Here is an 11,147-nt window from a genome sequence, read left to right as displayed (position 1 = left end):
TCAAGATGGGTGATTTTTTGCCGCAGATTCAGGGAAGCCACAGATTGTTTTATGTCTGGTAATCTGCGGTTTTCCTGAATCTGCGGCCAATCCTCCGTTTCACAAAATGTGATGACGCGCAGTATAGCCTTCCGCCAGCAGCCGAAGCTGCTTTTTTTCAAGCCCTGCGTGGAGAGTAAATTGGAGCTTCGATGGCAAAGCACAGCAGCTTGCGGAACTTGAGGGGCTGCGCGTGAACGTGCTGGCATGATCAAGCCATAGCTGGTCGCCGCCGCGCAAACCACTTCCGCACCTCCTCGACCCACAGCACGCTGCTGCCGATGAGGCCGAGGAGGAGGCAGTCGCCCAGGGGGATCGGCACGGTGTGGAAGACGTGGTTGAGCGAATCGGTGTAGATGACGAAGAGGTGCAACACCATGCCGAGCGCGAGACCGCCGACGAGCCAGAGGTTCTTGAACACATCGAGGCAGAGCGTGGATTTGAGCGCGCTGCGGCAGTTGAGGACGTTGAACCACTGGCTGATGGCGACGAGCGTGAAGGTCTCCGTCTGCACGAGTTCAAACGGCGCACCGGATGACATGCGCCACATGAAGAAGCCAAAGATGGCAACGACGGAGGTGCTGACCATGAGCAGCAGGCGGTTGAGCATCGGCCGCGTGATGAGCGCCTCGCCAGACGGCGTGGGCTTGCGGCGCATTTCATCGCCCTCCAGGCCTTCCATGATGAGGTTCACGGTGACGGTGCCTTCCGTGACGATGTTGATCCATAGGATCTGCACGGCGGCCAGCGGCAGGGGATAGCCGCACACCAGCGCGAGCAGCAGCACGAGGACTTCATCAATGGATGTGGCGAACAGGAACAGCACCACCTTCTTGAGGTTCTGATACACGAGGCGGCCTTCTTCGACGGCTTTGACGATGGTGGCGAAGTTGTCGTCGGTGATGACGATCTTCGCCGCGCCTTTCGCCACTTCCGTGCCGGTGATGCCCATCGCCACGCCGACATCGGCGGTGGCAAGGGCGGGTGCGTCGTTTACGCCATCGCCGGTCATGGCGACGACGTGTTTCTGTGACTGGAAGGCTTCGACAATGCGCAGCTTCTGCGCCGGATGCACGCGGGCGAAGACGGAGATGCGGTCGAGACTCGTGTGCAGATCCTGTTCGGACATCGCTTCGAGTTCGTTGCCGTCCAAGGCGATGTCGCCGGGCCGCGCAATGCCCAACGCCGTCGCGATGGCGAGTCCAGTGGCTTTGTGATCACCCGTGACCATCACGGGACGAATGCCAGCGATGAGACATTCCTCGACAGCGGCCTTCACCTCATCACGCGGCGGGTCCATCTGCCCCAGCAGGCCGAGGAAGCGCAAACGACCGCGAAACGGCTCAAAGCCGGCCGCTTCATCGAGCACGGCATCGTTCAGTTCCGCCACCGCCAGCACTCGCAGTGCCAGAGCGGCGAGATCGGTGGCGGTTTGATGAGTTTTGGCCAGATCGAGTGTCTTGGGATCGCAGAGATCGAGCAGCATCTCCGGTGCGCCTTTGAAAACGATACGTCCGCTCGCGCCGTGGCCGTTCTGCGTCGCCATCATCTTCGTGGTGGCATCAAACGGGATCTCCGCGCGGCGTGGTGACTGATGACGCAGTGTTTCCGGCTCCACGCCGCCTTTGAGCGCGACGGTGAGCAGCGCGGACTCGGTGGGATCGCCCAGCGCGCGCCAGCGTGTGTCTTCGGCATCGGGCGGCACGAGTTTGGCATCATTGCAAAGCACCACGGCTTCCAGCAGCGACTTCAACGCCGCATCATCAGAAGCGTTGAGTGCTTTGCTATCGACACTGAGCCGACCTTCGGGCGAGTAACCCGCGCCCGTGACCTCGACGCGGCGTGCATCGGGCAGAATGAGCGTGGTGACGGTCATTTCGTTCTTCGTCAGCGTGCCGGTTTTGTCGCTGCAAATGATGCTGGTCGATCCCAGTGTCTCCACCGCCGCGAGACGGCGCACGATGGCGCCGCGCCGTGCCATGCGCTGCATGCCGACGGCCAAAGCAATCGTCATCGCCACCGGCAGCCCCTCCGGCACCATCGAAACCATCTGGCTGATCGCCACCATGAAGATTTCCACAAACGGCAGGCCGCGCAGCAGTCCAAACGCGATGATCACGCCAAACAGCACGATGGACGCCACCACCAGCCATTGCCCGAACTGATGCAGCCGCAGTTCCAGCGGCGTCTGCGGGTCCCGCGCGCCCGAGGTGAGCTTCGCGATCTTGCCGACCTCGGTTTGCAACCCGGTGGCGACGATGACAGCACGCCCACGACCCGCCGTGAGGTGTGTGCCGGAGTAGATCATGTTTTTGCGGTCACCGAGACCTGCCTCTTCCGGTAGCGCGCCCGTGTGTTTCAACACCGGCAGCGATTCGCCCGTGAGCGCCGCCTCCGTGGCCTCCAAGGAGGCCGCTTCGAGCAGACGTGCATCCGCGCCCACCGCATCGCCCGCCGCGAGCAGTATGATGTCTCCCGGCACCAGATCGCGTGCCTCAATGATGGATTCAGCGCCATCGCGCACCACGCGTACTTTCAGTGACGACATCTTGCGCAACGCCGTCATCGAATGCTCCGCGCGGCCTTCCTGCAGTGCGCCGATGACCGCATTGACCAGCACCACGATCAAAATCACCACCGCATCACTCGCGTGATTCATTGCGAACGAGATCACCGCCGCGACGAACAAGATGTAGATCAGCGGACTGGCAAACTGCGAGGCAAAGACCTTCCACAGCGGCTTGTGCGTGGCTTCGGGCAGCTCGTTGGGGCCGTGTTGGGTGAGGCGTGCAGAAGCTTCGCTGCCGGGCAGTCCGGCATGGGCGTCGGTTAGGAGTGATTCAACCACCGCTGTGGTCAGTGCTGCGTGCCAGATGAGTGGGGGAGTTGCAGGCATGGGAGAGCAAATATGTGGCGCTATAACTGACGCTGCCGTCCTAGTGTTTTGTGACAGATGTCTCGTTGGCAATCAACTGCATTCAAGTGGGGTATGCACCCCATCGCCTGACCACGACGGCCTCCGATAGGCTTCCGGGTAAAGCCGCCCGTTACCGGGCGGATCCTCCACAGACCCGTGCTAGCCCAATTAAGGCACACGGTTCCTCAGATCAGACGCGAGCGCAAAAAGTCCAAGGCGCTTAATCATGCCTCGGGGAGCTGGTACAAGAAGGCACACCTTCACGCATGCGCCACTTCAACGCCCTCGATTCACTCGCACAAAACCGCCCATGGAGTTCAAAAACTGGACCATCGACACGGCGGCGGAAGCTTACAGCTATCACAATGACCTGCACTACGCGCTCAACCTTGCGCGCGACCACCAGTATCTCTGCCCGCGCAGCCTCGACACTTACCGCAAGGGAAACGGGGTCAGGCAACTGCTTGACAGTTGACCTTGAAACAAATGCTCCTGACAATTTGTCAGCCAGTTGCCTGACCCCGACTACCGAGGAGAAAAAAGAGGGTCCCGCATGGCCGGTCAGTCTCCCCACAGCGGCCTGAGATCGGGTGCCGTGGGATCGGAGCCGCCCCACAGAAGCCTGCCGCCTGACGACTTGGGGGCCGCGTCGGCAGCTTGGGGCCATTGTCGCCCGACTTGCGGTTCGAATCGGCCCATTTGGGTTTCCGTCGGGTGACATGAGGCCCGCGTCGGCCGACTTGGGGCAATCGTCGCCCGACTAGCGGCTCGCGTCGGCCGACTTGCGGCCCGCGTCGCCCGACTAGCGGCTCGCGTCGGCCGATTTGGCATTCCGTCGGCTGACATGAGGCCCGCGTCGGCCGACTTGGGCCCCATGTTGGCCGACATGAGGCCCGCGTCAGCCGACTGAGGGGACGCGTCAGCCGACAAAAGCCCACGTCGGGCGACTTGGAGCCCGCGTCGGGCGGCTTTGACCCCGCGTCACTCGGTTTCCCCAGGGAACGGCTTGAAACGGCTCAAAAGACTGTCTATATGAACAGTATGCGCGCCAGCTTTGCCGGGGGTACGTCTTTTCAAAACGGATTACTTCAACTCCCTCGCCTGCGAGGAGGGACGAAAACAGAATGCCTGGCATCTTTTCCTTGGCTGTTCCCATCTTCCTTGGATGCCGCATCTCACCGCAGGCTTGTGCCTGAAAGCGAACATACTGCTTGTACCACTGGACATAGGTCTCCTCCGTGCGCCGCGAGTACTGTTTGAAGCGTACCCGACCTCGCAGTTGCTCCTCCAGGCTCGGTTCTGACTTTGGATTGGTCACACATCCCTTTTAAACTCCCATGCCGTAGAAAACCAATATTTTTGTTGCACCAGTACGGCATAGGCGTGTAAAACGACACCGATGAACGCCGCAGGCCGTACTTTTTCGACAAAACCGCCGCCTATAAAGCTGCTGACAAACCTCACGATCTGTGAATGATCATCAAGTTAGGCGTCTCTTCGCACGCACATGGCCATTCCCAAAAAAGGTTCTCGAACGGTGACGGTCAAGGGGGTTCGCTACCGCTGGCGCATCCGACGCAAGCCGACATACTGTGAGGGAGTTTTTGCCGGCGGATTTTCAGTTGCCGTTGAGCGTGTTGAGCCACCGTCACGATGCGTCCTTTTACTGGCAGCAGACTTTCCGCGACCAGACAACTGGCTCGGTCACGCTTCCAAGACGGTCACACCTCGGATGATTGCCGCGTCTATTGAGGAGGCGCTAGCTCACGGATGGCTGCCGGAGCATGCTGGTTCAGGTTTCACACATCCATTACATGCACACGAGAACGCCTAACAAAACGGATGCAGGCAACGGCTCGAAGGCTATCTGTCGTGTCAGCAACGTCCTGCGCTCGCCGTCGCCTGATCCGAAGCGTTCGGCCAAGAACCAAGTCCCATGAGGATCGCAATCCTTGCAACTCTCAGTTTGATCCTCGCCCTTGGTGGTCGGGCTGCTGAAACTTTGCCTCAGCCATTTGTCGCAGAGGGTAGGTATCGGTTTCACCCACACGAGAAGATGCTCTCCACCGCAGTCGCTGAGTCTGACATCGTGTTTCAGGGGCGTAGTGTCAGCATTGATCTGAGTGGCTACGATAGCCAGAAGGGGAGTGGCACTTACAGTGGCGAGGTTGCAGTCACGTCCACTCTGAAGGGTCAGCTAGCCACGTCCCCTTTACGATTGAAGTGGGAGCCTTCGGCTACCGGCCTCAAGGCCGGTAGCAAACACATATTTTTCCTGCGGCGAGATGGCGAGCATTTCAAAGTCTTGAAGGAGATATTCGTGCATGAGCTACCCCACTCGTGTTGCCGAACCTATTGGGCCTACGATGGAGGAACTGACTCGACGTTGCATGCTATCCGGTTGCTGATTGACCCCATGCTCCCTGATCAGTTGTTTGCCCAGTCACTAGAGTCAGACGTGAGGACAGATCGTGTTCACCAACAGGCTACGGCGGTTATGCTGGCGTGCGAGACGCTTCGTCCCGCATCGTTGCCAGCCATGTTGTATGCCGTAGAGAATCACACAGAGGACTTCGTTCACGCCGTCTATGCTGCATGTCAGTTGGATGGACAGAAGGGGGCGCAATCAGCACTGGAACATCTTTCCGCCTCAGTGCATCACCCCGCCTGTCTCGCCTTCGATGCTATCGCCGCTACCAAGGCTCCTAAGTCCGTCAAAGTCCTTGAAGCGTTTGGTGACACACACCCAGAGCACAGAGTTAGTTGTGCCTTCGCCATTCGAGAGATTGATCCAAAGACCCTCGCTGTCACCATTGCACGATGGAAGTCCGACGGCAAGAACACCGGATTGACACACGGATTTGAGCTTCAGAACCGCTGGATTAGACAGACTGCAACAGTTGACCAACTTCTTGACCTAGCACTAGCCGGAGGGACCGTCTTCAAGGATGCACAACTCAAATAACGGGCCGAACAAAACGGATGCAGGCAACGGCTCGAAGGCTATCTGTCGTGTCAGCAACGTCTTGCGCTCGCCGTCGCCTGATCCGAGACGTTCGGCCAAGATACGAAGCGCACCAAGATGAAAGCCAGACTGATGAAAACTGTGGTGACTGCGATGGTGGCGGCAATCGTTATAGGATTCGCAGCTTATCGGATCTCCCTTGGTTTTCAGCCGTCAGGGACTGCGATTTTCATCGGAATAGCCTTCTCTGCCATCAGTGCCAGCATAGTTTCATTTCTGTTATCGAGCCACACTTCCACACAGCGCAGTTATCTCAGTTCCATCTATTTTGCTTCAGTTTATGGGAAGGACCACCCAAATCCGTTCGCCTCTTACGATGACCCCAAGTTTCTGATTCGCACCGGGTATGACGGCAGCGATTCTGGCAGACGCTTTGGCTGGTGGGTAGTGTTGGGCGGCAGGCGTGTGGGTGCCTTGGATTATCTTTGGTGGGATAGCGCCGCGCAGTTTTGGCATGTCTATCGCCTCACGATCACTGATCCGTCTGCGGAGGTCATCCTTCGCAGCGGTGATCTCTGGTGCTCAGAGCGAGTGCAGGTCGAGAGCCGTTTTGTTCCAGGATTCTACGTTGATGGCACTCTGGCTTCCTTTCGGGAGCCGAACTTGCTTGCACTCCGTTTTGCCGCCGTGCCAGAAGACATCTTTGATAACCCCGCCTATGACTTTGGAGCATTTGAGCTTACTCATAAGTCACCCGAAGGCACGGGACCGCAGAACGCCGAAGCTAATGCATCCTGAACCACCAAGGCCGAACAAAACGGATGCAGGCAACGGCTCGAAGGCTATCTGTCGTGTCTGCAACGTCTTGCGCTCGCCGTCGCCTGATCCGAGACGTTCGCCTTCACAAGTCGTAGCACGCGCCCCGTGTGACGGAATACCCAAAGGCTATAGGCCAGCGCTCCAATGCAAAAGACCAAATCCAAATGACCTCGGACGACCTTCAGCGCTACGCTAGCCTTCTCAGATGGGTGGGCCTTGGAGTTACGGTCTTTGGCATTCTTCTCACTGGCGCAAGCCACTACGTGGCAGACAAGCTTCTCGTCGTTAACAAGTCTGAGAAGATCAAGTCTCAAGAGAGACTGAAAGCATCCGAGATTGAGCTGAGCGAGACCAAGGCCAAGGCATCCGAGATCGAGGCTCGGTTGAAAAAGATCACCACACCAAGGGTTCTTACATCCGAGCAGATCAAGGGTCTGAAAGAGTTTCTTCAAGCTGCCCCCAAAGGCAAAGTCACAATGACGTTCTTGAGTGTTGAACCGGACGCCCAAAAATACTCTGAGCAGATCGGATTGGTGCTCAGAGAATCTGGCTTTGATGTTGTCGCACCTCAGAAACTTTGGCTCCAACTCGCTTTTGATGATTTGTTTATCGGAGTGCGATCCCTCAAAGATGCCCCTCCTTATGTTGTTGCGATACAAAAGGCATTTCAGAGCATTGGTCTCAAAGCACCCGCGCACGAGGACCCGAATCTCTTTACATCGTTTAGCCCCATATTGCCCGACGACTGTCACTGCATCGTTTGCATTAGCAATAAGCCCAAGTAGCGACATGAACACCAAAACAGAGGCGAACAAAACGGATGCAGACAACCGGCTGGAGGCGTCTGTCGTGTTTGCGGAGTCCATCGCAGCCGGTGTCTGATCCGAGACGTTCGCCCAACTTCGAGAGACTACATCCAACCACGAATGAGCCGAGCACTTCTACTTCGCATCGCAGCCATCCTCTGCATCATCACCTGCCTTGGCCACACGGTCGGGACATTCATGGCCATACCTGACGAACAGGTTGCCATGAAGGAGACAGTTTCCATTATGCAGCGCACGATGGTGCCCATGCCCGTGGGGACTTCTCGGACTTACATGCAGATTCTAGATGGCAATAACCTTTGCACGAGCCTTCTGCTTCTCTTGCTTGGCGTCATCCTGTTCTCAATTGCCCCATTCCCCAAGACTTCGATGGTGGATAGAGTTATTGGGATTGCGGCCGTCGCTTTGACTGGTTTCGCAGTCATCTCGGCTATTTACTTCTTCCCCGTGCCGGTTGTCACTACAGCACTAGCATCTGCGTTAAGTCTATTTGCGAGGACGAAGTCATGATTTCGCGTGCCACAATCCACGACCAACCAAGGGCGAACAAAACGGATGCAGGCAACGGCTCGTATGGCATCTGTCGTGTCAGCAACGTCTTGCGCTCGCCGTCGCCTGATCCGGGACGTTAGGCGATTCTGTTGCGTGAAAGCGTTCCAGAAATCTTCGAGTTGAGCGTCATGTCATTATGAAAACGAAATTCACCATCCTGATTCTCGGCTTGCTACTCTTCGCCGCCCCCGATTGCTGTTTCGCGGAATACACGATTTTCGACGTTTCCGCGGCACAGGCAAAGGAAATGGGAGTCACCATCCGATCGGAGAAGAACGGCGACGCCGGAATTCGAGTGTGGATGGAGTTCAAGACCACCGGCAAGTTGAAGGAGTTCGCCCACGTCGAAGTGCAAATCGGCGAGGGAAAGAGCCGGATCATGTCTGCGCCGTTGCGGGTGTCCCACCCGAGTCCGGGGAGCGTCGCCGTTCAGTTTTCCGCTGACCTGGGCTACCTGCGCAAGAGTGCATTGGAGATATTTGTGGATGCTGCGCCGCTGGGCGGCACAATCTATCGGTTCAAAGTAAAGGATTTCATAGAACCAGAGACATCCAAATGAACCAATCGCCTAACCATGCGCTGCAGCGAACCCGGCCCTCGCGCTCTGGTTGCAATCGTGGCCTCCCGCGGGCCGGGTCGCTGAGCTTGGGTCGTTCGCCTAACCAGCCATGCACATCCGAGCAATCATCGAACGATTGAAGGTGGTTCACTGGATGTGGTGGGCAGTCTGGCTGACCAGCGTTGCGTTACTTGGACTTGTGATAGCCAAGCACCCTTCCGCAGAAGTGAGGAATCTCGCTGAGTCATTTCGCCCTGAGTATTTGGTGATGCCTGTTCACATCATTCTTCATCGCGGCATAGCTGAGGCGGCAGGTTGGACGCTTTTCATTTCTATTATCCTTGCCGGCATTGCAGTGTCCCGTCCCCGTGAAGCACATGTTGTCCTCCCACTTGCCGTCGGACTTGCAGTCCTGTTTTTTGCATTCCACACGTTGTTCTACTCCCACATGATGACAGAGTGGATGAGAGTCACTGTCCGCGAGCGCACCTCAACTCCTTAGCCAGACGATTCAGACTGTGGATGCACATCACCAAAACCAAGGCGAACAAAACGGATGCAGGCAACGGCTCGAAGGCTATCTGTCGTGTCAGCAACGTGTTGCGCTCGCCGTCGCCTGATCCGAGACGTTCGCCCAACTCCAATGCGTAATCCCGTTCGCCGCAGCAAGAAGATTGGTCTGACGCAGGGTGGCAGAGTGCGTGATGGACAGGCCATCGAGAAGCGTTCCAGAGCACGTCAGCAGGATGACATTTGGACACGCCTTTCGGAGCGTCCAGACGATGGCGAGATTTTCTTCATCACCGAGAACCCGTCTCGGGACTACTATCACCCTTGCTCTGAGGAGGACCTTCGGAAGGTGCTTGCCCACCTGCCACGCAAGCATTGGAGACATCTTCGCGCGGTAGTGTTTCGTCGTTCCAGTTCACAGGACAGAGACCGAGGTGTTGAGGCCAGACGGAGGTATCTTTGCGTCATCCTTTACCCGTTTCCCGTTACTAATGAGTTAGATTGGGGCACTCGTCCGCCATCAATGCTTACCCGCAGCCATTATGCACCGTGGTGTGACCGCTGGGAGGTTCGGGACGGCAGACATCTTCAGGTGTGGACAGCCGAGGAGGTTCGTCGATACTATCGCTACCACCTTTTCCTTCACGAGATGGGTCACCTTAACCAGCCAGCATTCCACAGCCTCACTCGGCGAGAGGACTTCGCCGAGGACTACGCTTTGTCCTGGGCTCGGAAGCTTGGTCAACTGCCATGAGAAACCACCACGAACCAACAAGGGCGAACAAAACGGATGCAGGCAACGGCTCGAAGGCTATCTGTCGTGTCAGCAATGTCTTCCGCTCGCCGTCGCCTGATCCGAAACGTTCGCCCGAGTAGCAGAGCCTGTCGCCCGATGCCCTGGAACTTCGACACCAAACAGTTCGATCCGCCGTTGACCTTGGCGGACATCTCGGCGCTTTCGAGCCCAACGGATCAAGTTTTCCACCTTGAGGATTTTGTTTTCTTCAAGAGCAACCAGCTCAAGTTGCCTCTTTCCCGTGCGGAGATGATGTTTCGCGACACTGCTGGACTCCACGGAGAGATTCTCAGCGATGGCTGGCACAGCCCATTTTATCAGATTTACTCTTGGGATCAGTTCAGTGACATCATCGAAGTCCTCAATCACTGCGGTCATCAGGAGGCAGCCAAGCTTCTGGCAGATGCCCGCCACATTTTTTATCGAGGACGAATTGATCTGAAGACTGAAGAAGATCGTCTTGAGGCTGGGATTGATGGTTGGCATCTGACCCCACAGGAGAAGGAGCGCTTCTACGATATTGGTGAGGCGTTCGAGAAGCTGGCTGAGACCGCTTACTACCCTGACCTCGTGAAGTGGTTCCATGCACACCAAGAAGACTTCAGCGACTTTCCACGATGAACACAGTATCACTCAACGGGGCGAACAAAACGGATGCAGGCAACGGCTCGTATGGCATCTGTCGTGTCATCAACGCCTCCCGCTCGCCGTCGCCTGATCCGAGACGTTAGGCCTAACTCACCATGCGAACCGACAATGGCATCAACGAAGACCAGTTCGACTACGATGTATGTCTGTCATTTGCTGGCGAAGACCGGGACTACGTGAGCCAGACCGCAGACATCCTCCGCAACAAGGGCATTCGTGTCTTCTACGATGAGTATGAGGAAGCCGAACTTTGGGGGAAAGACTTGTATGCGCACTTGCACGAGGTTTACAGCAGCTTAGCTCGATATTGTGTCGTCTTTATTTCACAGCACTACGCCAACAAGCTGGGGAAACGGGGTCAGGGTGCAACTGCTTGACAAAATAGCATGACACGAGTGCTCCCGATGATTGGTCAGCCAGTTGCACCCTAGTCGTCATCGATGACTCCCAGTGCCGCTGCGGGCACTCGTAGGGCGAGTTGAGAATGGGATGATCGAAGCAGGGGTTGGACATGA

The 11,147-nt window shown here is 56.9% G+C and carries 11 protein-coding genes; 9 read left to right on the top strand and 2 right to left on the bottom strand.

Going from position 1 to position 11,147, the window contains the following annotated elements:
• Together ACKVY0_RS30765 and ACKVY0_RS30760 are read right to left on the bottom strand one after the other, a co-directional pair.
• Nucleotides 1-248, bottom strand: a 248-nt coding sequence (locus ACKVY0_RS30765) for a hypothetical protein (protein ID WP_409218719.1), incomplete at its 3' end; no start/stop codon positions are given.
• Between the two features lie 2 nt (nt 249-250).
• Nucleotides 251-2,935 (bottom strand): cation-translocating P-type ATPase, encoded by a 2,685-nt coding sequence (locus tag ACKVY0_RS30760; RefSeq protein WP_409218718.1) that lies wholly within the window; start codon nt 2,933-2,935, stop codon nt 251-253.
• A gap of 331 nt (nt 2,936-3,266) precedes the next feature.
• Here ACKVY0_RS30760 and ACKVY0_RS30755 point away from each other — a divergent pair, with 331 nt between their 5' ends.
• The 9 genes from ACKVY0_RS30755 (at nt 3,267) to ACKVY0_RS30715 (ending at nt 11,009) form a co-directional block, all read left to right on the top strand.
• A complete protein-coding gene (locus ACKVY0_RS30755; protein ID WP_409218717.1) occupies nt 3,267-3,431 on the top strand; it encodes a hypothetical protein in 165 nt (54 codons plus the stop codon).
• Between the two features lie 1,581 nt (nt 3,432-5,012).
• Nucleotides 5,013-5,921: a hypothetical protein gene (locus tag ACKVY0_RS30750; protein WP_409218716.1), complete on the top strand. Its 909-nt coding sequence runs from the start codon at nt 5,013-5,015 to the stop codon at nt 5,919-5,921.
• A 117-nt stretch (nt 5,922-6,038) separates the two neighbouring features.
• Nucleotides 6,039-6,719 carry a hypothetical protein gene (locus tag ACKVY0_RS30745; RefSeq protein WP_409218715.1) on the top strand — a complete coding sequence of 227 codons (681 nt, stop codon included), beginning with the start codon at nt 6,039-6,041 and terminating at the stop codon, nt 6,717-6,719.
• 185 nt (nt 6,720-6,904) lie between these two features.
• A complete protein-coding gene (locus tag ACKVY0_RS30740; RefSeq protein ID WP_409218714.1) occupies nt 6,905-7,525 on the top strand; it encodes a hypothetical protein in 621 nt (206 codons plus the stop codon).
• 141 nt (nt 7,526-7,666) lie between these two features.
• Nucleotides 7,667-8,077 (top strand): LIC_13387 family protein, encoded by a 411-nt coding sequence (locus ACKVY0_RS30735; protein WP_409218713.1) that lies wholly within the window; start codon nt 7,667-7,669, stop codon nt 8,075-8,077.
• Nucleotides 8,078-8,255: 178 nt separating this feature from the next.
• Nucleotides 8,256-8,678 (top strand): hypothetical protein, encoded by a 423-nt coding sequence (locus tag ACKVY0_RS30730; RefSeq protein WP_409218712.1) that lies wholly within the window; start codon nt 8,256-8,258, stop codon nt 8,676-8,678.
• A gap of 109 nt (nt 8,679-8,787) precedes the next feature.
• The gene (locus ACKVY0_RS30725; RefSeq protein WP_409218711.1) at nt 8,788-9,180 is read left to right on the top strand and encodes a hypothetical protein; all 393 of its coding nucleotides are present in this window, start codon (nt 8,788-8,790) and stop codon (nt 9,178-9,180) included.
• A gap of 900 nt (nt 9,181-10,080) precedes the next feature.
• Nucleotides 10,081-10,605, top strand: coding sequence for a hypothetical protein (locus ACKVY0_RS30720; RefSeq protein ID WP_409218710.1), 525 nt, complete (start codon nt 10,081-10,083; stop codon nt 10,603-10,605).
• A 122-nt stretch (nt 10,606-10,727) separates the two neighbouring features.
• Nucleotides 10,728-11,009, top strand: coding sequence for a TIR domain-containing protein (locus tag ACKVY0_RS30715; protein ID WP_409218709.1), 282 nt, complete (start codon nt 10,728-10,730; stop codon nt 11,007-11,009).
• The last annotated feature ends 138 nt before the right edge of the window (nt 11,010-11,147 follow it).

It is taken from the genome of Prosthecobacter sp. (assembly GCF_046154365.1).
In the GTDB taxonomy this organism is placed as follows: Bacteria; Verrucomicrobiota; Verrucomicrobiia; order Verrucomicrobiales; family Verrucomicrobiaceae; genus Prosthecobacter.
This window is presented reverse-complemented; position numbering and strand designations above follow the sequence as displayed.

Bases quoted from the DNA above. Each gene is read 5' to 3' on its own strand.
- ACKVY0_RS30760 (WP_409218718.1), bottom strand. From the start codon at position 2,935: ATGCCTGCAACTCCCCCACTCATCTGGCACGCAGCACTGACCACAGCG.
- ACKVY0_RS30755 (WP_409218717.1), top strand. From the start codon at position 3,267: ATGGAGTTCAAAAACTGGACCATCGACACGGCGGCGGAAGCTTACAGC.
- ACKVY0_RS30750 (WP_409218716.1), top strand. From the start codon at position 5,013: ATGCTCTCCACCGCAGTCGCTGAGTCTGACATCGTGTTTCAGGGGCGT.
- ACKVY0_RS30745 (WP_409218715.1), top strand. From the start codon at position 6,039: ATGAAAGCCAGACTGATGAAAACTGTGGTGACTGCGATGGTGGCGGCA.
- ACKVY0_RS30740 (WP_409218714.1), top strand. From the start codon at position 6,905: ATGACCTCGGACGACCTTCAGCGCTACGCTAGCCTTCTCAGATGGGTG.
- ACKVY0_RS30735 (WP_409218713.1), top strand. From the start codon at position 7,667: ATGAGCCGAGCACTTCTACTTCGCATCGCAGCCATCCTCTGCATCATC.
- ACKVY0_RS30730 (WP_409218712.1), top strand. From the start codon at position 8,256: ATGAAAACGAAATTCACCATCCTGATTCTCGGCTTGCTACTCTTCGCC.
- ACKVY0_RS30725 (WP_409218711.1), top strand. From the start codon at position 8,788: ATGCACATCCGAGCAATCATCGAACGATTGAAGGTGGTTCACTGGATG.
- ACKVY0_RS30720 (WP_409218710.1), top strand. From the start codon at position 10,081: ATGCCCTGGAACTTCGACACCAAACAGTTCGATCCGCCGTTGACCTTG.
- ACKVY0_RS30715 (WP_409218709.1), top strand. From the start codon at position 10,728: ATGCGAACCGACAATGGCATCAACGAAGACCAGTTCGACTACGATGTA.